Origin of the sequence: Moorena sp. SIO4A1, assembly GCF_010672065.1 — a bacterium.
Classification (GTDB): Bacteria; Cyanobacteriota; Cyanobacteriia; order Cyanobacteriales; family Coleofasciculaceae; genus Moorena.
The window spans coordinates 14,741-40,038 of sequence record NZ_JAAHHX010000060.1 but is presented as its reverse complement, the minus strand read 5'-3'; the positions used below and the strand labels follow the sequence as shown (position 1 = coordinate 40,038).

Here is a 25,298-nt window from a genome sequence, read left to right as displayed (position 1 = left end):
AAGTCAAGCCCAATGCTCCTTTGAATGAAGCCTTGCTTGCCGCTGGGGGATTTGATGACGTTCGTGCTGAAAAGGGTTCTGTTGAATTAGTTCGCCTGAATCGCAATGGCACAGTTGAAAAAAGAGAAATTGAAATCGATTTTACTGCTCCAGTTAACGAGGAAACTAATCCGACCTTGCAGCCTAATGATGTGATTATTGTTAAACGGGATGGTGCAGCAACAACTGCGGACAATGTCGAAAGGATTTCGAGACCTGCTAGTGGTATTTTCTCCCTAATTGAATTACCAATTAGATTATTTAATCTTCTATTCTAGTTTAGCTGTCAGCGATCAGTATTAAGCATTCAGCTTATTTCTTGATCGCTGATCCTTTAGATCACATTAGTATTTGAATACTGAGTTTAGAGAGAAGTCTGATGAAATGGAGAGTCATTCTTGAGCCTGATCTAGTTAACGGAGACTGGGCAGCTTGGTGCCCCGAACTTCCTGGTTGTACTTCCTGTGGTGAAACGAAAGTAGAAGCAATAGAAAATATTCGTATTGGCATTCAGCTCTACCTTGAACCTGCACCCCTTGAGCTGCCGGAAGGTTAGTGGACAGTAGGTAAAAGTATCACAAAGGTTGCCAAAGCCTCAAGTAATTTGCTATAATTTAACTATGATATTAGTGCCACGACCTTGTCTTAATTAAAATTTCCCGAAAACCAAGGGTTTTGTAGTGACATTGGATCTGGTTCTAGAAATTTAACGGCGCACGAGGAATATTTCTTCGTGCTTTGGGAGATACCCCCTGGCGTTCGAATCAGCTTGCATTGGCGGGCTAAAGTTTATATTGGTAGACTTTGGTAGCTAAAAAGTATCGGTTCTGTGACTTGCGAGGTTATTATTTAATAATATCTATTTTAACCAGAGGCTCTAGTAGCTAGAGCCTCTGGCTAAGTTTTAACAATCGATCAGTTCTGGTGTCTAGTTCAGAATTTGACTGCGGATAGAAATAAAGTCCTGATAAGCAGGTGATTCTAAGGCTTATGGACGAAATATAGCGGTTTTGTGGCAGTTTTGAAAGGCTAACTTGATCCCAAAATAACGTTCGACTGCACCACGAATCGCATCCCCACCTATCATCCGCAATAGCTGGGCTCGATCTTGCTCAGTTGGTGGTGGTACCGAATGCTCTACCCATTCCGCTTCACCCTGTGCCAATTGCTTGGCCAGGTCTTCCACAACTCCAAAGGCATAAGGTAACGATTGCCTGATGCTGTCAATAAAAGCTTCTTGATTAACCTCACCCTCCTGTGCCTGCTTCAAAAGCTCTGGAGTAATGTTCAGTGACATAGGCTTTTCCTGAATATCCCTAATGAACAAAATAGTTATCAGAGGTTCACACTTAGTTGGCTGAACCTCCCAGGGAACAGTATATGGTGATAATGATTATTATTGTTCATAATAATCATTTTTAGTAAAGAAATATTACGATGCAGACGATTAGAGACGTACTATGCTATGCGAGTGGGCTTGGTCAGTGTTGGGAGAATGCGATTAGCCCGAAGGGCTACGCTACGCGATGAAGCGTTCGCGAAGCGTGGCCAAAGGCCTCAGCTTCCGCTAAAAGCGATCGCACGCCATCCTAGTACCAAAAAGATGATGCGCCAGTAAACCAACTTGCAATGCAGCCAAACTCTCCGCTACTTGGGGAATATCTCACTGAAACTCGATCAAAAACTCCCCCCCTTCCACTCCAGCATGTTTATAGCTGCCGCCAGTTTTCGGTCTGTAAACCAGTTTCACCTTTAATAAAGTCGCTGATCACGCAAGTATCGAGAAGGTATCGCATCAGAATAATTCCGGTTCACGAGGTGGCAGGAGTTGATCACGATAGGACTCGAAAGCCGGGAAATCAGGAATTCCTTCATAAGACAGGACGACATCCGACCACTGGGAAATAGAGCTAGGTGCTGTTTGGATTAGCTGGCGTAACGCTTGGAGAACAAGGGTTTGGATCCCGACATTTGATTCAACCGCTTGGCGGATGAGGTCTTGTTCGAGATCTGGGGGTAGGTCGATTGTAATTTGCATAGGTCAGATTCTTTGTATTAAAGTGTTGAATTTTTATTGAAGTTGATGAGCTTGCGCTCTATTCAGAACTGGTTTTAGGGAGGAATCGAGCCATGTTGGATTATCTGTGCTGATCTCGTATAGCCAGTAACCGCTCACGTATCCAGTAGACATTTCAAAATAAGATGCGAATAGCGCTGGTTGTTTTGGGGAATCAGCTAATGGATGTGGATTGAAATCGGTTTGGAGAAGCTGCTATAAATCTTCTCATTTCTGTCGCCCCTTCTTTTGGGAGCTAGTTAGCTAATAACACTCGCTAACTAGCTCCCCTTTTTGTCCAAAGTCCAATATAATTGCTCTGTTACCCATTGAAAATGATTACTTAAATGCTTAGCATTCCCACCAACCGCACTCAGCCTCGGGTTCCCCAACTGAGAACATCCTTGCCTGGACCCCGTGCCCGGGCGCTTATCGAACGCGATCGCGTCGTGAGTTCCCCCTCCTATACTCGCAGCTACCCGTTAGCAGCTGCCAGAGGTGAGGGCTGTATGGTCGAAGATGTGGACGGCAATGTTTTTCTAGACTTTACTGCAGGAATTGCGGTAACTGCAACTGGTCATGCTCATCCTCAAGTGGTTCAGGCAATACAGAACCAAGCAGCTAATCTCCTACATATATCGGGAACTGATTTTTATTATGAACCGATGGTGAAACTAGCGGAAAATCTAGCTGTACGTGCCCCTTTTCCAGAGTCAGGAGATGGTCGTGCCCGTGTTTGTTTCACCAACTCTGGAGCAGAATCAATCGAAGGTGCTATCAAACTAGCCCGCTACTATACAAAGCGATCGCGAATAGTTTCCTTCCAGGGTGGATTTCACGGGCGCACCTATGGGGCGATGTCTCTAACAGGTTCCAAAATCGTGCAGCGTCAAGGATTTGGACCGTTGCTTCCCGGTGTTACACACATTCCCTATGGAACCCATGCCAGTCTTGATTATCTAGAAGAAAAACTCTTCTCAAGTGTATTGCCACCAGAGGAGGTCGCTGCGATCGTTCTCGAACCAATTCAAGGGGAAGGCGGCTATATTGTACCGTCCGATGGCTTCTTGGAGCGGATTCGCCAGATTTGCTCTCGCCACGGTATCCTGATGATTGTAGATGAGATTCAGTCGGGAATGGGGCGGACTGGGAAACTTTTTGCCATTGAACACTGGGGTATGATGCCTGACATTATTACCCTGGCTAAAGGCATTGCCAGCGGTCTACCTCTGGGTGCTATCCTGTCTAGACCGGAACTAATGACCTGGCCTCCTGGCTCCCATGCTGCAACCTTTGGGGGCAATCCAGTAGCTTGTGCTGCTGCCAATGTCACCTTGGAACTATTACAAGCAGAACTGATCGATAATGCTCACCAGATGGGAGAGGTATTGCAGGCAGGTCTAACTGAACTGGCACAGCGATTTGACCAGGTTTCCTTGCCACGGGGGAAGGGTTTAATGATGGCAATCGATCTAATCGATGCCGATGGAAATCTCGACCCAGACCTACGAAATCGCATTGTGGATGGGGCTTTCTATAAGGGTTTATTGCTAGTCGGTTGCGGTAAAGCAGCAATTCGGTTTTGCCCACCCCTGATCATCAATAGCGATCAGATTCAGGTTGCTTTAGAGATCCTCACTGAGTTGTTTGAGGGAAAATAAAAAAAGTCAATATATAGCAATTCTCAAATAGGTGAGGTACACAAGTTTGGTATTTTAGGGAACAGGGAAAAAATAGGTGTGCGTGCCTTATTAATGTGCGTGCCTTATTAATATGAGAACTGCTAAGCTGTTCAGCATTTAGATTGGGATACCTAAATTGTTCAAAGGGAACAGCGGATATGGGAATAGGGAACAGATAAAAAGCAATTTAAATGCGCATCAGCTTATAACTAATAAATGTAATGTTAATAAGGGAACAAATATGGATCTTCCGTACTTGTTATGATAACTAGACTTCCCGGCAGTTGTCGGGAACAGGGAACAGGGAATAGGGAATAGTGGACAATAATTGACGCAAACACTATCATAAAAATACTTTTGCAAGAGGTCTAATAAACACTTTGGCAAAGGGAATTCGGAGCAGGGAGCAGGGAGTAGTGGTAAGAGGCCGTATTCAGGAAATTTTTTTTGTTAGTTATACCAAGGGAAGTATGGTTTAGGACATAGTCTTTTGCTGGAAAGGGAGCAGGGAGTAGGGAGCAGGGAGGAAAAGATGTCTTAAACTTTACTTCGACTGCTATAAATAGCATCATTTCACTTGTACAGTAAGCTTTCTGAGTGTTTTAACTGGAAATTTAGCATAAAAGGTACTGAATAACCAACTTTTATGAATTAAGAACCTTAACCGACTTGCATTATTTTACTATCAGTCATAGTTGTTATCGCTGTATTTGATCTGGCTTAACATAAATTGAGCCTGCAAATTAATGACTTCTCGATACGTTTCTACTGATTTCCTGTCCCAAAGATTGTGCCCTGCATCAAGTATGTGCAACTGATTTTTTTCGTCATTTTCTGCAAATGCCTTCAGTGCATGGGCATACTGGGGAAATAAGTTGAAGGGATCACCCAAGCTAACCAAAGTTAGGATTGGAGATAGGGATGGTCTAGATGGATAGTCAAAGTCAGGTGTGAAAGTCTTGTAAGCTTCCCAGCTACGCTCGTGTAGGGTCACACCTGGGGCATGGAGAAGGTCAGCCAGAACTTTAGCTTTATCCTCCAAATATTGAACAGTAAACTGAAACAGTTCTGGGTCGGGATGGGGCGGATTGACAGCAATTGCCCCGGCTAGATCATCATAATGCTGGGCATAAAGTATGGCAGCTATACCGCCTTGGCTGCGTCCAGCAATAAAAACTGGGCGGTCAGGATAGAGGCGTGATAACACAAGATGGACGTGGCGAATCACGGTTATAAGGCCCTGTTCGCTGGCAAACTCAAAGGGGGCATTTGAACCCATACCATTGAGGGGCAGGTCAGTTGGAAAAGAGGCTACACGGAACGTCTCACCATCAGGCAGTAATTCAGTTAATAAACTTTGGTTGCTCTTTCGCCCACGTCCACGGTTCTTGCTTTTTCGCCCATGAAAGGTTCCTGCAATATCACATAGTGTCTCGGCAACAGAAAAAGTTGTTCCTGTACCCGGTAATAGAATCAGGATTGCACGATGAGTCTGATCAACTGACTTGTTGGGCTCCAAAATGCCTGTGAAAGCCATCGGTAGATATAACTTCGTGAAGGGCAGCCTTTGTTTAGCTTCGCTGGTTGCACCAACTCGATGAACCAACTCTTGGCTTTCTTCAATCACGTTCATATCCAGCAATTCACGGTGACTAATCTCACGAACCCTCGCCAGTTCCTGGTTAACTTGTTCGAGTTTTTTCAATTCTGAACTCATTTTTTATTTACGATTTAGTTGTATTTCCAATTTTGGATGCTATAAGATACATGGGGTCGTCGTAAATCGGCATAACCTTGGAATCGATAAGAGTCCATTCTGGTTGGTCGAGGACTTCCTGAAGTTGAGGCAAAAAGCTCTGACGTGCTGTGAACACTAAAATTCCTTCAGGCTCAATACTGTCTTGAAGTGTGCTCAGTTCTCCTGGTCCAGCATGGCTCTCGGCAAATACTCCTGTGGCAATGATGCCACTTGCCCTTCCCAAGTTTCTGAATCGTTCATCGCCGATCGAGCAGCAAACTAAGGAGCTATATACGCCTTTTTCAGCCGCTTTGGTTAACATAGCAGGCGATATGTCAATGCCTATCATCTGTTCAAATCCCAACCCAGCCAATGCAACACCAACTAGACCTGTTCCAGCCCCGACATCAAGGATTACACCCTGCTTGTCGTCCATATACTCTGCTAGCATAAATGCCGCTGTCATGGGAACAGGTTCCCATACTCCACCAACATCTACTTCATACTGATCTGCCCATTGATCATAGTTCTGACGTAGCTGATCAAAATTTTGACTTGAACAGATCCACTTCAACCACTCGTTTGGTTGTATCTCAGACATTTTTCTCCCACCACATCAATAGTTAGACATTTTTATAGGATGCTCATCTACTTCGATTTGCTCACCGCCTCATCCGCTCAGTTCCCTTTATCGGCTGTTGTGCCACAAGTGTCTAACTAAAGAGATGTTGGAATCGCTTGTGGAGATATTTCGAAATTTCCTGGTCAAGTGGCAATGCACATTATTAGAGTTTGCTGGTGAAGGTGATCATGTTCATTTACTTTTTGAAGCACACCCAACCTTTGAACTCGGTCAGTTAATCAAAAACCTAAAGTCTGTCTCAGCTCGTAGAATCAGGTCTGAATACGGTGATTACTTAGCAAAATATTACTGGAAACCTTACTTCTGAAATCATGCCTATACTTTTACTTTCGTAGGTGGGAGAGCAAACCTAGAGACTCTATTAGTTTATAGTAAAAATCAAGATGAACCAGCAAGATTAAAAAGCGTTGGCTCCTATACTAGGGATTAATCCTGTCGGATTTAATCCTAGGATAAGGAGCCATTTTGATCAAAGCTTAACTTCAATATCAACTCCAGCAGGTAAATCCAATTTCATCAGAGCATCAATAGTCTTTGAAGAAGGCTGATAAATATCAATAATCCGTTGGTGGGTGCGTGTTTCAAAGTGTTCCCGAGAATCTTTATCAACGTGAGGCGATCGCAAAACACAGTAAATACGACGTCGAGTGGGTAAGGGAATTGGGCCAATAGCTGTAGCATTTGTGCGGTTTGCTGTATCTACAATCTTCTCACAGGAGGTGTCCAGCAAGCGTCGATCAAAGGCTTTTAGTCGAATCCGAATTTTCTGCTGTTGAATAGTTGCCATTTTTTTAATTTTCTAGGTTCTTTTAGGTAAAATAAACATGAATAAAGAGCAGAGAAGCTAGAACTTCCCTGCTCCTACTCTATAGTAGAGTACTGCTATTCGAGAATCTTGCTGACCACACCTGAGCCGATGGTGCGACCACCTTCACGGATAGCAAAGCGCATTCCTTGTTCAATCGCAATGGCGTTGATCAGGCTCACTGTCATTTTGATGCGATCGCCTGGCATCACCATCTCAGCTGTAGAGCCATCGTCAGCAGTAAAGGCATCAATAGTGCCAGTCACATCAGTGGTTCGTACATAGAACTGAGGGCGATAGCCGGAGAAGAAGGGAGTATGACGTCCACCTTCTTCTTTCTTCAGGACATATACCTCAGATTCAAACTTGGTGTGAGGGGTGATTGAACCGGGCTTGGCAAGTACCATACCCCGCTCAATGTTCTCTTTTTGGATACCCCGTAGCAGTAGCCCAACATTGTCTCCAGCCATCCCTTCGTCTAGGGTCTTCTGGAACATTTCCACACCAGTTACGGTGGTGTTACGGGTCTCTTTAAGCCCGATGATTTCTACCGTCTCACCAACTTTAACTTTACCCCGCTCGATTCGACCGGTGGCAACAGTTCCCCGACCAGTGATGGAGAAGACATCTTCCACTGCCATCAGGAATGGCTTATCCACATCCCGCTCTGGTGTGGGAATGTATGAGTCTACATTAGACATCAGTTCTAGTACCACATCAGTCCACTCATTGTCACCTTTGGCAATGCCTGGATTCTCGGTCAGGGCGTTTACAGCCATTAAGGCTGACCCAGCCACAATCGGGATATTGTCCCCGTCAAAGTCGTATTCGCTCAACAGTTCCCGAATTTCGAGTTCTACTAGCTCTAGGAGTTCTTCATCGTCTACTTGGTCTTTCTTATTTAAGAAAACCACGATGTTAGGCACTCCCACCTGCCGAGCCAGGAGGATATGTTCTTTAGTTTGTGGCATGGCACCGTCAGCGGCAGAAACCACCAGAATTGCCCCATCCATTTGCGCCGCACCCGTGATCATGTTTTTCACATAGTCAGCGTGGCCTGGGCAATCCACGTGGGCATAGTGGCGATTTTCGGTTTCGTACTCCACATGAGCAGTATTGATGGTAATCCCCCGTGCTTTTTCCTCAGGAGCTGCATCAATTTCCTCGTAGTTCCTCGCTTTTGCCTTCCCTTGAGCTGCCAATGTCATAGTAATAGCAGCAGTTAGGGTAGTCTTGCCGTGGTCTACGTGACCAATCGTGCCAATGTTGACGTGGGGTTTATTCCTTTCAAACTTTTCGCGTGCCATGAATTACATGTTCCTTTTTTTTGTTATGCGTTCCCTTGATTCTTAGCAATGATGGCTTCTGCCACATTGCGAGGTACTTCATCATAGGTTTTAAACTCCATAGAGAAAATACCCCGACCTTGGGTCTTAGACCGGATATCCGTAGCATAACCAAACATCTCTGCTAATGGAACTTTAGCAGTTACTTTGGCAATGCCGTCTTCAGAACCCATACCTTCAATCTGGCCACGGCGGGAGTTGAGGTCACCCATGACATCCCCAAGGAAGTCTTCCGGCACTTCCACCTCAACTTTCATCATAGGCTCTAGGAGTACTGGGGCAGCCTTCATCACAGCATTCCGCATGGCCATAGAACCAGCAATCTTAAATGCCATTTCTGAAGAGTCTACGTCGTGATAAGACCCATCTACTAGGGTAACTTTGACGTCGATCACTGGATACCCTGCTAGAATTCCCGATTCACAGGCTTCCTTCATCCCTTGTTCAGCAGGAGAGATGTACTCTCTCGGTACAGAACCACCTACGATCTTGGAGACGAATTCAAAACCACTACCAGTATCTCCTGGTTCCAATTCAACAATAACGTGACCGTACTGACCTTTACCGCCACTTTGACGGATAAATTTGCCTTCCGCTTGGACTGATTTACGAATCGTCTCTCGATAGGCTACCTGGGGAGCGCCCACATTCGCTTCTACCTTAAACTCTCGCAGCATCCGGTCTACCAGGATTTCCAAGTGCAGCTCACCCATGCCCGCAATCACGGTTTGGTTAGTTTCTGGGTCAATGCTGACCCGGAAGGTAGGGTCTTCTTCAGATAGGGCTTGGAGGGCTTTGGATAGCTTCTCCATATCCTGCTTGGTTTTTGGCTCTACTGCCACCGATATCACTGGTTCTGGAATAAAGAGGGATTCCAAAATAATGGGAGACTCTTCGTCACAAATAGTATCCCCAGTGATAGTATGTTTTAAGCCAACGGCAGCGCCCAAGTCTCCAGCCCGCAACTCCTCTACTTCAATGCGGTCATCAGCTTTCAAGACAATTAAGCGAGATATCCGTTCCTTCTTATCCTTAGTGGAGTTGAGGATATAGCTCCCCTTCTTGAGTACCCCAGAGTACACCCGCAGGAAAGTTAGGCGACCATAGGGGTCTGCCATAATCTTGAATGCCAGAGCTGACATAGGAGCTTCGTCATCAGCCACCCGCTCGACGGTTTCACCCTTAGGCATAGTACCTTGAATTGGCGGAACATCAATCGGAGCTGGTAGGTAATCAATAACCGCATCCAATAGCAGCTGAACCCCTTTGTTCTTGAATGCAGAGCCACACAACATAGGAACGATTCTGCCCTCAATGGTTCCTTTGCGCAGGGCTTCACGAATTTCCTCTGCCGTGATTTCCTCTCCTTCAAGGTACTTCTCAATTAACGCCTCATCAGTTTCTGCCACCGATTCCACTAGTTTGGCACGGTATTCTTCGGCTTGCTCTTTGACCTCTTCAGGAATTTCTGTATCTTCGATGTCAGTTCCCAGGTCATTGGTGTATATCTTGGCTCGCATCCGCACCAAGTCAACAATGCCTCTAAATTCGCTTTCACTACCAATCGGGATTTGGATGGGAACAGCATTGGAGCGCAATCGGTCACGAACTTGCTCGTAGACCTTGAAGAAGTTTGCTCCTGTCCGGTCCATTTTATTAACAAACGCAATTCGAGGTACCTGATAGCGGTCTGCTTGCCGCCAGACGGTTTCAGACTGAGGCTGGACACCACCTACAGAGCAAAACACAGCAATCACACCATCCAATACCCGCATGGAGCGCTCCACTTCAATGGTGAAGTCAACGTGACCGGGAGTATCGATAATATTAATCCGATGCTCTCGCCAGTTGGTGCTAATTGCAGCAGCAGTGATCGTGATTCCCCGCTCCCGCTCTTGGTCCATCCAATCAGTTACAGCTGTACCTTCATGGACTTCACCAATTTTGTGAACAATTCCGGAATAAAACAGGATTCGTTCAGTTGTTGTTGTTTTGCCCGCATCAATATGAGCTGCAATGCCGATATTGCGTGTTTTATCAAGCGGGATGGTGCGTGCCACGGTTACCTCCTTTGTCTGGTGCCACCATTTCCTCACCAGGTAGCTATCTATTTACAATTTTATACTTTTTTTAAGTTTTTTTAGGCATTTGTGGACATTATCCTATAGCTACCAGGTTCTTGTTCTAGGCTTTTTAGGATAATTAGTACCGATAGTGGGCAAAAGCTTTATTTGCCTCTGCCATTCTATGGGTTTCTTCACGCTTGCGAATAGCATTTCCGGTTTCATTGGCAGCATCCATCAGCTCATTAGCCAATTTGCTAGCCATGCTCCGACCGGAGCGACTTCTGGAGAATTTAATCAGCCAGCGTAGGGCTAGAGTAGTCCCTCGCTCAGCCTTTACTTCCATAGGAACCTGATAGGTTGCCCCACCAACCCGGCGAGCCTTGACTTCTACTAGAGGGGTCAAGTTACGCACAGCTTTTTCAAAGGTTTCTATGGGATCAGCTCCAGTTCTTTCTTCAATGATTTTCATTGCGTCATAGATAATTCGGTAGGCAAGGGATTTCTTGCCATGACGCATGAGTCTACACCCCAACATACAAATCAGGCGACTGTTATAGACTGGGTCAGGGGGGACAGGACGCTTTTTAACAACTGAGCGACGAGACATAAGTAAGCTTAAGAAAAAATCAAAAATACAGTTTACTATTAAAAATTAACCAAGGCAATCAACTACACTCCTGTGATTAATCCTAGTGTGATTAACCCTGGTGTGATTAACCCTGGTGATACAGTTAGCTTTTGACACTCCCGTCGCTAAATCGAACGCGCCCCGCGTCGGGCAAAGCCCGTAGATTATAGCGTTCGCGTAGCGGCTCCTAGGTCGCTGGGATTCTTAAGAATTTTACACTCTTAATGGCTGAGCCAAACAGCCTCTAAACCCTCCAATAAAATTATTGGGCTTACTTTTTAGATTTTTGGTTTATGCTTGATTCAGAGGCTTTTCAGCTTGCGCACAAACCGCTACTCTTTCGAGGGCATTAATTATTAATAATGCTCAAATTATCAAGGAAGCGCAACAGTTCTAGTCTCCAATTCCCAAGGGGCTGTGTGGGTCACCTGCGGGAGCACTTTATACGCCCCGTCTTCCGCTAAGTCGGTCGGCTATAACGGGAGTCCCCTTGGGGTTTAGATGGGCGTGGGTGAGAACACAGCAACTCTATTGCTGAAAGTCTCTTACTTTAGAGGAGTCAATTCTCGTGAGTTTACTTAGGGCGCTTTGTCCCATACTTAGAACGACCTTGACGCCGATCCTTAACTCCTGCCGTATCAAGGGTACCCCGAATAATGTGATATCGCACTCCAGGTAAGTCCTTAACACGACCACCTCTGATCATAACGACGGAGTGTTCTTGTAGGTTATGACCAATACCAGGAATATAGGCTGTTACTTCAAATCCTGAAGTCAGACGAACCCTTGCCACCTTTCGCAAGGCTGAGTTGGGTTTTTTGGGTGTAGTTGTGAACACCCTAGTACAAACACCACGGCGCTGGGGACATTGTTTCAGCGCTGGGGACTTAGTTTTCTTCTTAGCTTTGAAGCGCTCGCTACTAATGAGCTGCTGAATGGTGGGCATGAGTTACGGCTTAATAAACATTGGTTGATTGAACTTAATCAACTACAAACAAACCAAAGGTAATTATATCGCATTTAACACTCTGGTGTCAATCTGAATCCTTTGATGGGTCTACACGAAAGGAATTACCGCAGCCGCAGCTTTCTGAAGCTTTAGGGTTATGGAAGCGAAACCCTCCTCCCATCAGGTCTTCTGAGTAATCTAGAGTTAAGCCATTGATAGTTTTTAGGCTTTCCGGGTCTACGATGACACTGATGCCATCACAGTCATAGACCTGATCCTCAGAATTTATCACTTGCTCAAAGTCAATAGTGTAGTAAAAATCAGCACACCCACCCTGGCGGACACCTAGACGCAATTTGGCGTCTGGGTTTTGACGCTTGGACTGTACACGTCTAATCTCACTCGCAGCAGCTTTACTCAGTTTAATCATTAACGATACTAACTATACGCAACAACTAGCACCAGCTAATGTTACCTCAAAAAGGAATAGTCATTAATCATTAGTCATTAGTAATTGGTCACTGCCAATAGGCTTTTTTTGACCTACTAAAAACTTCTAACTAATGACTAATGACTACTAACTAAAGAATTGTCAGCTGTCAGCCGTCAAGATTAAACGAATGCTTACCTCTTTTATTCAAAAGATTAAAGCTGATTGCTGATAGCTGATTGCTTACAAATACTTACAACTAATGACTTAATCTATTTGTCTTCTGGTTTGCTGCGAGCATAGTCATCTTCAAAGCGAATAATGTCATCTTCTCCGAGGTATTCTCCATTCTGGACTTCAATTAAAACGAGGGGAATAACACCAGGATTCTCTAGGCGATGAGCATAGCCTTGGGGAACATAGGTTGATTGATTTTGATGAATAATTTCTTCTTTATCGCCACAAATAACTTTAGCTGTACCACTGACAACAATCCAGTGTTCGCTCCTATGGTAGTGCATCTGCAAACTTAAGCGATGACCCGGCTTGACTTCAATGCGCTTGATTTTGTATCCCCGTCCTTCTTCTAAGACAGTGAAAGACCCCCAAGGTCGTAGTTCGGTAGCGGCAACGCCTTCAGCTACTCGGGATGACTGTAGGGTAATGGCCGAAACTTGAGAAATTTCTTTTGACTGAACCATGGTTTTGTTCCTGAAAACGTCTAGCTAAGTGATTTTGGGAAAGTTTACTAATTGCTTACTAATTCTAGGTTAGACAAAATCAAGGGTAATTGACTATCGAAAAATCTAGCAAACTATAACTAAATTTTTCAGGCCAAATTAGTGGATTACCTGAATTTATATAAAGTCTTTACACTCTTATATAGTTATGTTTACCTAATTATCAGCTGAATAAACCTATAGTTAAGGGATTCGTGATTTACAAAAATCTTAATAAATCTGAACACTTCATACTTCCTTCATAGTTAATACTTAATACTTAATACTTCTTAAACTATCAGGGAACAGGTGTAAAAAAGATGCCCAGACCGTTGTTAACTGGTGCTGCTGTATAGGGAGACCGATCTAGGAGTTGACCACCTAGATAAAGTCCAGTTGAGCTACCCCCGTCAAGATTGAGGGCATTAATGGCTCCCAATTTCTGCATCAACTGAGCTGTTTCCCTTAAGGTTGGGCCGTCTCCAGTATGACTATACTGAAAAGCAGCAATAATCAATGTGCCATTAGCAGTGGTTCCGATAGCACTGCGTGGAGCAGACTGCTGAATAAAGGCATCACTAAATTGTTCCGATTTGCCATCCAAAACAATTTTTCGATCTTGTAGTAGCAGTGGTCCACCACCGAGAATATGGGGGTAGCCATTGAAGTCAGCAGGAAACGTACTCCCCTCAATTCGCACTTGGGTACCGATACTAAGATCATGAACGGCTGTGCTGTTGGCTCTAAGGGTAACTAGATAGCCATTGGGGGGGATAGGAAAGGCTTGCTGACCGGCAAGTCCTCCAGGCAACAGATGGGTGACCGAGTTGTTCTGGACAACTACAATGATTTCATGATCAATTAAGGGAGTGTAGGTTGGTCCGAAGGCGGGAGTGTAGCGGGCAATGCCAGCTTTGACATAACCACTGTTGACGAATAGTACTGGCAAACGTTTCCGGTTTGAGGTAACTAAGGTTTCGGTGAGGCTGAGTCGTCCCAGTTTAAAGTGACCGCGATCATTCCAAGCGATCGCTCCCCGATTCAAAATTGGACCAGATAACCACCGACTATCACGGCGAATTGCTCCTAAGGGCAATTGGTTGTTACGGTTGAAAAAGCCAGCATTAATTGCAGCAGATGCTTGCCACCACTGAGCAGCTTTAATTAGTGGGGCTGTTCCCACTTGGGTCGTAGCATTACTGCCAATGGGTCTGAGGCGTAACCGGTGAGATTTGGGGTCAACCTCCAGCCACACCACTGGGAAGCTAGTATCTTTGAGACTAATCAACTGCTGACGCCACTGGATGCCGGGTGCCCAGAGAATATTTTTCTTTACCATGGCATCGGGTCGCAAATCAATCACCAATCGAAAAGGGTTAGGCAAGGTGAAAACTCGCAGACGTTTACCTTTGGGGAAATCCACCCTGAGCCTAGTTTGGTTCTGATGGCTTTCTAAGCGGATAACCGGTTTATCCATAGGAGCACCCACGGAAATGGGAGCTACATCTTCAGGCCCTTGGATCTTGGTAGCCTCTAGAGCATTAAAACCCTTGACTAGTGACAGGTCCGCTGAGGCAGCTACTGTAATCACACCTTCAGTGCGTCGGTCATTGACTTGCCAGAAGGTTGGGCGGTCTAAATCAAGAACAATACGATTACCCCAAGGCTGACGTCCCTGGCGAATAGCCTTCACCCTGGCTGGCATGGAAGAGATATACAGCTTATCCCCGTGAACTTGTAACTGCCAACCTGCTGTTTTGGCAAAATCGGTAATATCTAGATATCGATAAGCACCACTAACTTGGCTGGGGAAGACTACTGATGTACTCCGGGGTTTAGAAAACCACCGAATCGGTTGCTGGGTAAAATCTTTACTATTGAGCATTTCTATCCCCAAAGTTTGCATCGCTCCTACATCACTGATGCCAGTGCGCACTGAGGTTCCCACCAGCCACTGCTGCCAAGGTAAGTTGATCCGCTGACCATTTAAATACACTTGAAACCCTTGTCGGATCACCTGGGGGGGGACAGAGAAAAATTCTACCTCTAAGGTGTTATCAGGCATGGGTGGTAGCTCTTCCAATAGTTTCTTGCCCTTTAAAACTAGGATGTTCTCCTGGGTGGTTTGGGATAAACTTTGAACGAGGACAGGGGTCTCTTCATCTGCTGGGGGCAACTGGTTAAGTAACTCTTTAAAGCTATTTAAGATTAAGGGTTCAATTGCTCCAACTCGCCTATTTGCCGTAGCTACGGATGCTGGGAATAGAATTAGGAGCAAGAGGGTAATGGCTAGCTTGGAGATCTTAGTCCACACTTTTGTAGTATCAATTCCGGTCTTTGGTGTTACTCTAGTCGCCATCAAAGGGTTCCATTGAGCATTGATTGCTGGTAGTAGCCTGTTTCCTGAAAGGACTGATTTAGCTCAAAGCTATCCTTTCATAGCCTAAATCAGTCAGCAAAAACTATAGAGAAGGTTTAATTTCACATACTCTTAACCTAGGCTCTAGGCATTGAGGCTCTAGGCATTGAGGCTAAGTGGGTTCTAAAAAAGTTATGAAGCACTCCGGGTCAAGCACGGAGGCCCTCAACTCCCCCTTTTGTAAGACCTAAGACCATGAGCCTAATACCTAGGCATTTAGAGAGGAGATGCCACCTGGTCTAAACTAAGACTGTGATGAAGGCTACTGTGACAACATCAAGTCCTGTCACTGTAAAAGAGTCGTTAAGAAAGCTATTTTGAGTTTCGCTCAATGGTCTGGAAGACTGCTACGGTAAATCCACGAATTTCTTCCGGAGTAAAATTTTCAGTAGGTTTATGGAGAAATTAGGTATTGCTATCGCTAACCTATTTCTTATATCATGACTATCCACCTATATATGTAAGTTTCTAGGATTTATGCCAGCGTCATGGAACCCTGCTAACTTTGGTCATCAGCTAGGTGGTTAGTTGCATGGCATGGTTGAAGCACGCTTGCGTGTTGCTACTGGTAAAACCTGTAATGGTTAACTGCATCCCTTGGTCTGTGTCGGAGGATGTAGCTTTTTTGTCAGCAGCTGACCAGATTTCATTGGATACTCAGGATAGGAGTTTCTAAGGGAAAAAAGCTTGATAGATTGTTTCACCCAGGGAATCGGGATTAGACCCAACCAACTTCTGGCTCACCATTGATGGTAAATCATTGTTGATTTTTCCAGCCTAGTAGCAGTGTATAGGTCACTGCTACTAGGTTAATAGTCCTCAATCTGTAATGAAAGCATCACTAAACACCGTGAATAATTGGATGAATAATATCGATAACCAGAAAAACCAGGAAGATCTACAACAGTATCACACAAGGATACCCTATCCAGGTCAACGTTGGTTGGTGGAGGAACGAGATGCCTGTGGGGTTGGCTTTATTGCGTCTGGCCAGGGTATAGCTACCCATAAATTGATTGAACAAGCTCTAGTGGCACTGGGTTGTCTAGAACACCGGGGGGGGTGTAGTGCTGACCAAGATTCAGGGGATGGTGCAGGCTTATTGACTGCTATTCCCTGGAAACTGTTGCAAAAATGGTTCACCGAACAAGGAATTGACCAGCCTCCTACGGAACAGTTGGGAGTTGGGATGGTATTCTTGCCTCAGGATAAGAGCTTGGTTAGCCAAGGTAAGTCAATTGTTGAGGAAGTCCTTGCTCAAGAAGGCTTAAAGGTTTTAGGCTGGCGTGTGGTACCAGTACGCTCAGAGATCCTGGGTATCCAAGCGAAAGCTAATCAACCCCATATGGAACAGTTGATCGTAGCTTCTGAAGGGGAGATAGGAGATGAACTGGAGCGTTTGCTGTTTAAAACTCGCTGTCGCATTGCTAAGGCACTAAAATCTCAGAGTACCATCCGAGTGCCTGAAGATTGGTATTTTTGCTCTTTTTCCAGTCGCACGATTGTCTACAAAGGCATGGTGCGCTCAGCGATACTTGGAGAGTTTTATTTAGACTTAAAAAATCCTGATTACCAAAGTGGTTTTGCTGTCTATCATCGACGCTTTAGCACCAATACTATGCCCAAGTGGCCCCTCGCTCAACCGATGCGCTTGTTGGGACATAATGGTGAGATTAACACTCTGTTGGGCAATGTCAACTGGATGATAGCCCGGGAGGCTGACTTGGCTCATCCGGTTTGGGAAAAAGGGTTGAAGGCAAATAACCTTGAACCTGCAACCGACACTAACCTCAAACCAAATAACTCCTTAGATGAGATCAAGCCTATTATCAATCCAGAAAACAGTGACTCAGCCATCCTAGATAATGTATTCGAATTACTGGTGCAATCTGGACGCAGTCCTCTGACCGGATTAATGATCATGGTGCCGGAGGCTTACCAAAATCAGCCGGATTTGGATAACTATCCGGAAATTGTTGATTTTTATGAATACTACAGTGGAATTCAGGAAGCTTGGGATGGTCCAGCGCTATTAGTATTCAGTGATGGGAAAACAGTGGGAGCCAGCCTAGACCGAAATGGATTACGACCGGCTCGTTATAGCATTACCCGGGATGGCTATGTGGTGGTGGCATCAGAAGTGGGGGTAGTGGAGTTGCCAGAATCCGAGATTGTGGAAAAGGGCAGACTCGGACCAGGGCAAATGATTGCTGTTGACCTGCAAAGCAACGAAATTCTAAAAAACTGGGACATCAAGCAACGGGTGGCAGCTCAGCAACCCTATGGTCAATGGCTCAAGCAGTACCGTGTAAAATTGGAACCCCAACCCTTTACTGAGGCTCCTGAACAAGAGGCGGCTGAGTTACTGCGTCAGCAGACCGCTTTTGGCTACACTGCTGAGGATGTGGAGATGATCATCCAGCCGATGAGCACCCAGGGGAAAGAACCTACTTTCTGTATGGGAGATGATATTCCCTTGGCGGTACTCTCCAATAAGCCTCGGCTTCTCTATGACTATTTCAAACAACGGTTTGCCCAGGTCACTAACCCACCGATTGACCCTCTACGGGAAAGTTTGGTGATGTCGTTGAGTATAGAGCTGGGTGAGCGAGGGAATATATTAGAAGCTAAGCCGGAGTACGCCCAGTTGTTAAAGCTGGAAACCCCAGTCCTCAATGAGGCGGAGTTGGCAGCGGTGAAAGGGTCAGGGTTTGAAACAGCTGAACTGTCTACTCTATTTGAAATTGCTACTGGTCCAGGGGGGCTAGACGTAGCTGTGAATCGTCTGTGTGACCAAGCGGCTGAGTCGGTAAGGGCTGGTAAAACGATTCTGATTTTGAGTGATAAAACTGCTGGAGGGCTTTCTGAAAACTACTCCTATATTCCACCGATGTTGGCTATAGGTGCGGTTCACCACCACCTGATCTCTCAAGGATTAAGGATGAAGGCATCTATTATTGTGGAAACGGCTCAATGCTGGAGTACTCATCACTATGCTTGCTTAATTGGTTATGGTGCATCAGCAGTTTGTCCTTATTTGGCTTGGGAATCGGTACGGAATTGGTGGGCTAATCCTAAGACTCAGAAATTGATGGGCCAGGGGAAACTGGAAAGCCTGACTATAGACCAAGCTCAGAAAAATTATCGCAAGGCGGTACAAGCAGGTTTATTGAAAATCCTATCTAAGATGGGAATTTCCCTATTATCGTCTTACCATGGCGCTCAGATTTTTGAAGCAATTGGCATTGGTGGGGATTTATTGGCACTAGCCTTTAAGGGAACTACATCTCGGCTGGGAGGTTTGAGTATTGCTGATTTAGCTCAGGAAGTGATGGAGTTTCACAAGCGGGCTTTCCCCCTGACAGCTAAGAAACTGGAAAACTTTGGCTTTATCAATTACCGTCCTCGGGGCGAGTATCACATGAACAGCCCTGAAATGGCTAAAGCCCTACACAAGGCGGTTTCCTCTTTCGTCCGTGACCAATCCTCTAAGAATGGTAACGGTAAAAATCACAAAGAGTTGGAAGTTAGCAAGTTGCAGGTTAAACCTTCAAGCCTTGACGCTAACAAAGAAGCTTACGACCACTACGATGTGTATCGGAAACTGTTGGAAGAGCGTCCAGCAACTGCACTACGAGATTTGTTGGACTTCAACAGCGACCAACCTACTATTCCGATTGAGGAAGTAGAACCTGTTGAGGAAATTGTCAAGCGCTTCTGTACCGGAGCAATGTCCCTAGGCTCTCTATCCCGAGAAGCTCACGAAACTCTAGCTATTGCTATGAACCGGATTGGCGGTAAATCCAACAGTGGAGAAGGGGGAGAAGACCCAGTGCGCTTCAGCATTCTGAATGATGTGGATCAGACTGGTCATTCTCAGACTCTACCTCACTTAAAGGGATTACGTAATGGGGATGTTGCTTCCTCTGCGGTTAAACAAGTAGCATCTGGTCGCTTTGGAGTAACACCAGAGTACCTGATGAGTGGGAAGCAGTTAGAAATTAAGATTGCTCAAGGTGCTAAGCCAGGGGAAGGGGGTCAGTTACCAGGTAAGAAGGTTAGTCCCTACATTGCTAAGCTGCGGCGTTCCAAGCCAGGAGTAACCCTAATTTCCCCACCACCCCATCATGATATCTATTCCATTGAAGACCTAGCGCAGCTGATTTTTGATTTGCATCAGATTAACCCTCAAGCTAAGGTATCTGTGAAGTTGGTGGCAGAAATTGGGATTGGAACTGTTGCGGCTGGGGTAGCTAAAGCTAATGCGGATGTAATCCAAATTTCTGGTCATGATGGGGGTACTGGAGCATCTCCCCTGAGTTCAATTAAGCACGCTGGAGCGCCTTGGGAACTGGGAGTAACTGAAGTACATCGGATCTTGATGGAAAACCAACTACGCGATCGCGTTTTGCTGCGGGTAGATGGTGGCTTAAAAACTGGTTGGGACGTACTGATGGCTGCCTTGATGGGAGGACAAGAGTACGGTTTCGGTTCGGTATCGATGATTGCTGAAGGCTGCATTATGGCACGGATTTGCCATACCAATCAATGTCCCGTAGGGGTTGCTACTCAGCAAGAACGCCTGCGCCAGCGCTTTACCGGGATTCCAGGCCACGTGGTCAACTTCTTCTACTTTGTGGCTGAGGAAGTGCGATCGCTTCTTGCCAAACTAGGTTACCGTTCCTTAAAGGATATCATTGGTCGGGCTGATCTACTCAAAGTTCGGGAGGGCCTTGAGTTGACTAAGACATCTATGTTGAATCTAGATTGTCTGACTCAGCTGCCTGATACTCGCACAGACCGCAGTTGGCTCAACCATAACGATGTCCACAGCAATGGACCAGTCCTAGATGATCAACTGCTGGCTGACGCTGACCTGACGAATGCGATTCAAAACCATGGGTCTGTGACTAAAGATGTTGAGATTGTAAACACTGACCGTACTGTAGGGGCTCGAATTGCTGGGGTAATTGCCAAGCAGTATGGTAACAGTGGTTTCGATGGACACATTACTCTCAACTTCAAGGGGGCTGCGGGTCAAAGCTTTGGTGCCTTTAACCTGCCTAGTATGACCTTGATTTTAACTGGTGAAGCGAATGACTATGTAGGCAAAGGGATGCATGGTGGTGAAATTATTATCAAACCACCAGCTGATGCCACCTACGACCCAGCTAACAATGTGATTGTAGGTAACACCTGCCTCTACGGTGCCACTGGCGGAACATTATTTGCCCATGGCGGTGCTGGTGAGCGGTTTGGTGTGCGCAACTCCAAGGGGTATGCTGTGATTGAGGCAGCTGGTGATCACTGCTGTGAATACATGACCGGTGGTGTAATTGTAGTCTTAGGAAAAGTGGGACGCAATGTCGGTGCTGGTATGACTGGTGGTTTAGCCTACTTCCTAGATGAAGAGGATAGTTTTCCGGCCAAAGTGAACCAGGATGTCAAGATTCAACGGGTAATTTCAGCCGCTGGAGAGCAACAGTTGAAAGGCTTAATTAAAGACCATGCCACTCGGACTGGTAGCCCGAAAGCCCAGATGATTCTCGACAACTGGTCTGAATATCTGCCCAAATTCTGGCAAGTGGTACCCCCTTCTGAGGCGGATACTCCTCAAGCCAATCCTGATGTGGTAGAGGAACGGGAGTTAGTTTCTTCTACAGTAGCCTAAAGCAGTTAAAGCTTAAAGGTTCCAGGTTGGCTTGGGTTACCAGTTGCAGGTTAGAAGGTTGAAGGTTGGTTTGATCACCTTTAACCTTCAATCTGTCAAGATTCAACTGTGAATAACCTTGGCCAAAAGGCCACGCGATCGCCTTTGGCGCGGCTTAGGCCTTTGGCCACGCTGCGCGAACGCCGATCGCTCGATTGCGGGACGCGCGTCCATCGCGTTCAACCTGTAACCTGTTCTAGGTCAATCTTTTCGAGGCAAAATTCATTCACAGACCCTTGACGACGAATCATCATCTCCCTTACCCAATCACGATGACCTTGCTTAATATACTCTTCAATACAGTAAGCAGAATAGCCAATGTGATTAGATTCATCACTGATGAATTTATCGGACTCATGTTTATTATCTATACACTGTTATAAAGGATTCAGTCCAGACAAGACAGAAATTAGAAGACCACTTAATTTCTGTTGGCATCGAAACTATGAGAATATATCCGAAATTGATTCCAGATCAACCTGTTTATCAAAATGGTTTACCTCATCGGGTAGGACGATTAACAATAGCAAAGCAAATCGTGGAAAAGTTATTATCTTTACCAGTCTATCCAGAATTGGATATGACCGATATTAACAGAATAGTTAAAGCAGTGCAGCAAGTATTTTGCTAGTAGTCGATAGTCATACCAAATCCGCTTGATTTAGCAGGTGTTATTTGTAGGGCAAAGTATCAAAAAGGTTGGTAATCGGAGTATACCTGAAAGGTGTTTGAGAGGGCTTCTGGACTATGAGAGGAAGCGTGAGGATGATTTTAGCGATAGCGGTGGCATTCTCGCTTACTTAAGTTAGGTTGGGAGGGGAGCATGTCAAATTTGCAGAACAATGTACTAAAATAGCTCATAACTGCTACTGACGCCCCAAAAACACTGTAATTCAAGCGTTTGTAGTTCAAGTGTTCTTACAAAATTGACCTGCTTCCTGCCGTTATTAAAGCCAACTACTAGATAAATACACCATAACTACATAAGCGCGTTTGGTGCCGAGTTTTGGGTAAGTCATGAACTTTGGGTAAGTCCTGAACAGTTAACCGTTAACTTCTTAACAGTTAACAGTATTGTTTTGGTTGAAGATTTCAATCTCGGTTTGCTAGGTTAATTTGGGTAGATAACTTATCGAATAGGATAACTAAGTTTCAGAAAGCTATGTCGCCATTTTGGCGGTAAAATTAAGAATAAAAGATACCAAGGTCAACAATCAAAGCCTCCAAGGTTAGGTTAAGCTCAAGTTGATTATAACTGATTACGTATTTACGGGTTTAAAGTTGACCCTTGACTGTCAAAAGCTAACGGTTAACCGTTGATAAGTAATTACATGTCACTTCTGTTCTTTTTGTGCTATCTCCAACTCTTTTCGTGCCATATCCAACAATTCCGGTACAGTCACAAACTGGTAACCTTGCTTTCTCAATTCAGTAATAATTACCGGTAAAGCTCGTATCGTCTTGGCACGATTGCCGCCACCATCGTGGAGTAGCACAATTCCTCCCGGTTTCGCTCTGCGGAGAACATTATAGGTCAACCGACGTTGGTTTACCGAGTAATCCTCTGAGTCAGCTGACCATTTTACAATCACGTAATTTTTTTTTCGGGCGTAAGCCACTAAGCCATTGTTCATTATCCCCCCAGGGGGTCTAAACAAAGAGGTCTTAACGTTAATAGTTTTGTAAATCCGTGCTGTGGTGTTATCAATTTCCTTAGCAGCTGCTAAGGGATTATGATAGTAATAACTATGGTTCCAACTATGGTTGCCAAGGGCATGACCATGGTCCACAATTTTCTTAAGCTCTTCTGGATATAGATAAACATTTCTCCCTACCACGAAGAAAGTTGCCTTAACATCATATTTTTTAAGGATGTGTAGCACATCGTTAGTCATCTTCGGCCAAGGACCATCGTCAAAGGTCAAGGCAATGACTTTCTGTGGAGTTTTAAGCTCAACGTCCTCGATATATTTTCCCCGAAATTGCGGAGGAACATAGTTAATCTGCTTGCCTCTCTCTTGCTCTGCCCATTTAGCAATACCTTGCTGCAAACCTTGATCTGGCGGCTTAGTTAACGTTTCAACCTTCTTTGAGTCAGTTTGCTGCTGTGGCATTTGCCTAGTGATTAGTGCAGCAATATTTTGGTTAGCCCATCGACTTGTTTTCAAGGTGTAGCCAGCCATACAACTTAGAATAGCAGCAATTATAATCCATGTACTGCGCGACCAGAATAAGCCCTCACGTTTTGCCAAAATTGGTCTCCTTTGCTCCTGCAAAAATACCAGGAAAGTAAATTATCATCTGTAACTAACCATCATCTTATAGAGTGGTGGCTAGCTGTTGCCTAATTGTCTGTTTAATTGTCTGTTTAACATTAGCGGTCAGCTATCTGGTCACAATTGCTGATAGTAGATATTAACAAGACAATCGGTAACTTCTGCAATACTCATACCATCGGTTTGTACTTCAATAGCATCAGCTGCCTTGCGCAAGGGGGCTACAGCACGGGTGCTGTCCTTCAGGTCGCGCTGTTGAATCTCCTGCTCCAGCTGTTCTAAGCTCACCTCTTGCCCTTGGTTTTTCAGGTCTTGCTGACGGCGGCGGGCCCTTTCTTGGACAGAAGCTGTTAAGAATAGTTTGACTTCTGCATTGGGAAAGACATGGGTGCCAATGTCACGACCTTCAGCCACTACTCCTCCTTGACGACCCCAGCGTTGTTGTTGTTTGAGTAACTCACGGCGTACTGAACTCAAAGCAGCCACTGTAGACACTTTGGCAGTAAAGGACTGTGAGCGAATGACCTGGGTAACTTCTTCTCCATCAACCCACACCTGAATCCCAGACTCTCCTGGTTGATTATTACTCAGATTAATTGTACACTTACTGACTAATTCTGCGATCGCAGGCTCATCCTCCAAGTCAATACCGGCTTTGAGCACCCGCCATGTCACAGCCCGGTACATGGCACCAGTATCAAGATACATCAATCCTAACTCTTTGGCTACCAAACGGCTAACGGTAGATTTTCCAGCTCCAGCCGGACCATCAATGGCCACAATCGGTTTACGGTGGGACAGGAGTATATTGTCAATTAAACGAGTTGTACCTAAGTGAACTGCGATCGCTAATAATCCTTGCTCTTCAACCTGTTCGAGGGGGGTTAGAGTAACAGGATCTACTAATTCCACATACTCCACCTGGATATCCTGGGTTCCAGCTAATTCTGACCTAACCCTCTCAATCAGATTGATGCGATCGCATAATCCACCTTGAAACGCTTTCTGAGCACTACGCAACCCTTTATATAGTAATGATGCTTGGGCTTTTTGCTCTGGTGTCAGGTATTGATTGCGAGAACTACACGCGAGTCCCGACTTTTCCCGCACAATCGGACAAGGAACAATGGTCACTGGTAACTTTAAATCTGCCACCATACGCTGGATGATTGCCAACTGTTGGGCATCCTTTTGACCAAAATAGGCTCTGTTTGGTCGTACCAGATTCAACAGCTTGACTACGACAGTTGCCACACCCCGAAAAAAACCAGGACGAGAGACAGCACATAGGACAGAGGTCATGGCTTTGGGTGGAATCACTTGAGTCAATTCATCACCCTTGTCCGCAGTGGGCATTGGATTGTCACCATACAACTGATCCACAGTGGGAGCAAAAATTGCATCAACTCCAATCTGTTGGCAAAGTTCTTGATCCTGAGCCAATCCACGGGGGTACTCCTGAAAATCCTCTGTCGGTGCAAACTGAAGAGGATTCACAAAAATGCTGACAATGACCAGGGAATTTTCTCGTCTTGCCCGCTCAATTAAGCTTAAGTGACCCTTGTGCAAGGCTCCCATAGTGGTTACCAGACCCACTTCCTTGCCAGGACCTTGACGTTCTAAGTAGCAGTGTAATCCAGCAGTTGTTGTAAACAGGTGCATTAGACTCTAGAGTTTAGATTCTTATCGATGTTAGCAACATAGTCCTATAGAAATAGGCATCTCCAGGAATTCCTTGGCAATTCCTGGAGATGTCTAATGACTAATCACTAATCAATTCAATAAAGAATCT

Annotated in this window: 22 protein-coding genes and 1 pseudogene; 7 read left to right on the top strand and 16 right to left on the bottom strand. The window is 45.3% G+C overall.

Annotated features, from left to right (window positions below):
* A pseudogene (locus tag F6K53_RS28180) lies at positions 1 to 317 on the top strand (sugar ABC transporter substrate-binding protein); the annotation flags it as partial.
* 101 nt (positions 318 to 418) lie between these two features.
* Positions 419 to 595, top strand: a complete 177-nt coding sequence (locus tag F6K53_RS28175) for a type II toxin-antitoxin system HicB family antitoxin (RefSeq protein WP_293028253.1) — start codon at positions 419 to 421, stop codon at positions 593 to 595.
* Positions 596 to 1,027: 432 nt separating this feature from the next.
* Here F6K53_RS28175 and F6K53_RS28170 read toward each other — a convergent pair whose 3' ends face one another.
* Positions 1,028 to 1,336, bottom strand: a complete 309-nt coding sequence (locus tag F6K53_RS28170; RefSeq protein WP_198954229.1) for an SCO5389 family protein — start codon at positions 1,334 to 1,336, stop codon at positions 1,028 to 1,030.
* Between the two features lie 198 nt (positions 1,337 to 1,534).
* Here F6K53_RS28170 and F6K53_RS28165 point away from each other — a divergent pair, with 198 nt between their 5' ends.
* Positions 1,535 to 1,657: a hypothetical protein gene (locus F6K53_RS28165; RefSeq protein ID WP_293028259.1), complete on the top strand. Its 123-nt coding sequence runs from the start codon at positions 1,535 to 1,537 to the stop codon at positions 1,655 to 1,657.
* Between the two features lie 177 nt (positions 1,658 to 1,834).
* Here F6K53_RS28165 and F6K53_RS28160 read toward each other — a convergent pair whose 3' ends face one another.
* Positions 1,835 to 2,077, bottom strand: coding sequence for a hypothetical protein (locus tag F6K53_RS28160; RefSeq protein WP_293028263.1), 243 nt, complete (start codon positions 2,075 to 2,077; stop codon positions 1,835 to 1,837).
* A 365-nt stretch (positions 2,078 to 2,442) separates the two neighbouring features.
* Between F6K53_RS28160 and F6K53_RS28155 the strand changes: the two genes are divergently transcribed.
* A complete protein-coding gene (locus F6K53_RS28155) occupies positions 2,443 to 3,756 on the top strand; it encodes an acetyl ornithine aminotransferase family protein (RefSeq protein ID WP_293028267.1) in 1,314 nt (437 codons plus the stop codon).
* 245 nt (positions 3,757 to 4,001) lie between these two features.
* Here the strand turns inward: F6K53_RS28155 and F6K53_RS28150 are convergent, their stop codons facing one another.
* The 4 genes from F6K53_RS28150 to F6K53_RS28135 form a co-directional block, all read right to left on the bottom strand.
* Positions 4,002 to 4,124: a hypothetical protein gene (locus F6K53_RS28150; RefSeq protein ID WP_293028270.1), complete on the bottom strand. Its 123-nt coding sequence runs from the start codon at positions 4,122 to 4,124 to the stop codon at positions 4,002 to 4,004.
* Between the two features lie 21 nt (positions 4,125 to 4,145).
* Positions 4,146 to 4,349: a hypothetical protein gene (locus tag F6K53_RS28145; protein ID WP_293028273.1), complete on the bottom strand. Its 204-nt coding sequence runs from the start codon at positions 4,347 to 4,349 to the stop codon at positions 4,146 to 4,148.
* Positions 4,350 to 4,462: 113 nt separating this feature from the next.
* Positions 4,463 to 5,494 carry an alpha/beta fold hydrolase gene (locus tag F6K53_RS28140; protein ID WP_293028277.1) on the bottom strand — a complete coding sequence of 344 codons (1,032 nt, stop codon included), beginning with the start codon at positions 5,492 to 5,494 and terminating at the stop codon, positions 4,463 to 4,465.
* 7 nt (positions 5,495 to 5,501) lie between these two features.
* Positions 5,502 to 6,116 carry a class I SAM-dependent methyltransferase gene (locus F6K53_RS28135; protein ID WP_293028282.1) on the bottom strand — a complete coding sequence of 205 codons (615 nt, stop codon included), beginning with the start codon at positions 6,114 to 6,116 and terminating at the stop codon, positions 5,502 to 5,504.
* Between the two features lie 97 nt (positions 6,117 to 6,213).
* Between F6K53_RS28135 and tnpA the strand changes: the two genes are divergently transcribed.
* Positions 6,214 to 6,465 (top strand): IS200/IS605 family transposase, encoded by a 252-nt coding sequence (gene tnpA / locus F6K53_RS46045; protein WP_365940426.1) that lies wholly within the window; start codon positions 6,214 to 6,216, stop codon positions 6,463 to 6,465.
* 162 nt (positions 6,466 to 6,627) lie between these two features.
* Here the strand turns inward: tnpA and rpsJ are convergent, their stop codons facing one another.
* The 8 genes from rpsJ to F6K53_RS28095 form a co-directional block, all read right to left on the bottom strand.
* Positions 6,628 to 6,936, bottom strand: a complete 309-nt coding sequence (rpsJ, locus tag F6K53_RS28130; RefSeq protein ID WP_198954346.1) for a 30S ribosomal protein S10 — start codon at positions 6,934 to 6,936, stop codon at positions 6,628 to 6,630.
* A 104-nt stretch (positions 6,937 to 7,040) separates the two neighbouring features.
* Positions 7,041 to 8,270 carry an elongation factor Tu gene (tuf, locus tag F6K53_RS28125; RefSeq protein WP_293024668.1) on the bottom strand — a complete coding sequence of 410 codons (1,230 nt, stop codon included), beginning with the start codon at positions 8,268 to 8,270 and terminating at the stop codon, positions 7,041 to 7,043.
* A 23-nt stretch (positions 8,271 to 8,293) separates the two neighbouring features.
* Positions 8,294 to 10,369 carry an elongation factor G gene (gene fusA / locus F6K53_RS28120; protein ID WP_293024667.1) on the bottom strand — a complete coding sequence of 692 codons (2,076 nt, stop codon included), beginning with the start codon at positions 10,367 to 10,369 and terminating at the stop codon, positions 8,294 to 8,296.
* Between the two features lie 142 nt (positions 10,370 to 10,511).
* Entirely contained in the window at positions 10,512 to 10,982 is a 471-nt protein-coding gene (gene rpsG / locus F6K53_RS28115) for a 30S ribosomal protein S7 (RefSeq protein ID WP_008179641.1), read from the bottom strand.
* Positions 10,983 to 11,577: 595 nt separating this feature from the next.
* Positions 11,578 to 11,949: a 30S ribosomal protein S12 gene (gene rpsL, locus F6K53_RS28110; RefSeq protein WP_071106977.1), complete on the bottom strand. Its 372-nt coding sequence runs from the start codon at positions 11,947 to 11,949 to the stop codon at positions 11,578 to 11,580.
* Positions 11,950 to 12,037: 88 nt separating this feature from the next.
* On the bottom strand, positions 12,038 to 12,382 hold the full coding sequence (locus tag F6K53_RS28105) for an iron-sulfur cluster assembly accessory protein (protein ID WP_075904457.1): 345 nt from the start codon (positions 12,380 to 12,382) through the stop codon (positions 12,038 to 12,040).
* Positions 12,383 to 12,654: 272 nt separating this feature from the next.
* The gene (locus F6K53_RS28100; RefSeq protein WP_075904465.1) at positions 12,655 to 13,083 is read right to left on the bottom strand and encodes a cupin domain-containing protein; all 429 of its coding nucleotides are present in this window, start codon (positions 13,081 to 13,083) and stop codon (positions 12,655 to 12,657) included.
* A 316-nt stretch (positions 13,084 to 13,399) separates the two neighbouring features.
* Positions 13,400 to 15,460: a phosphodiester glycosidase family protein gene (locus F6K53_RS28095; RefSeq protein WP_293082927.1), complete on the bottom strand. Its 2,061-nt coding sequence runs from the start codon at positions 15,458 to 15,460 to the stop codon at positions 13,400 to 13,402.
* 922 nt (positions 15,461 to 16,382) lie between these two features.
* Between F6K53_RS28095 and F6K53_RS28090 the strand changes: the two genes are divergently transcribed.
* Positions 16,383 to 21,191, top strand: a complete 4,809-nt coding sequence (locus tag F6K53_RS28090; RefSeq protein ID WP_293082941.1) for a glutamate synthase-related protein — start codon at positions 16,383 to 16,385, stop codon at positions 21,189 to 21,191.
* A 382-nt stretch (positions 21,192 to 21,573) separates the two neighbouring features.
* Positions 21,574 to 21,861, top strand: a complete 288-nt coding sequence (locus tag F6K53_RS28085) for a DegT/DnrJ/EryC1/StrS family aminotransferase (protein ID WP_293059302.1) — start codon at positions 21,574 to 21,576, stop codon at positions 21,859 to 21,861.
* A gap of 703 nt (positions 21,862 to 22,564) precedes the next feature.
* Here the strand turns inward: F6K53_RS28085 and F6K53_RS28080 are convergent.
* Together F6K53_RS28080 and F6K53_RS28075 are read right to left on the bottom strand one after the other, a co-directional pair.
* Positions 22,565 to 23,482, bottom strand: coding sequence for a polysaccharide deacetylase family protein (locus tag F6K53_RS28080; protein ID WP_293024658.1), 918 nt, complete (start codon positions 23,480 to 23,482; stop codon positions 22,565 to 22,567).
* Between the two features lie 141 nt (positions 23,483 to 23,623).
* The gene (locus F6K53_RS28075) at positions 23,624 to 25,168 is read right to left on the bottom strand and encodes a bifunctional pantoate--beta-alanine ligase/(d)CMP kinase (RefSeq protein WP_293024656.1); all 1,545 of its coding nucleotides are present in this window, start codon (positions 25,166 to 25,168) and stop codon (positions 23,624 to 23,626) included.
* Positions 25,169 to 25,298 lie beyond the last annotated feature (130 nt).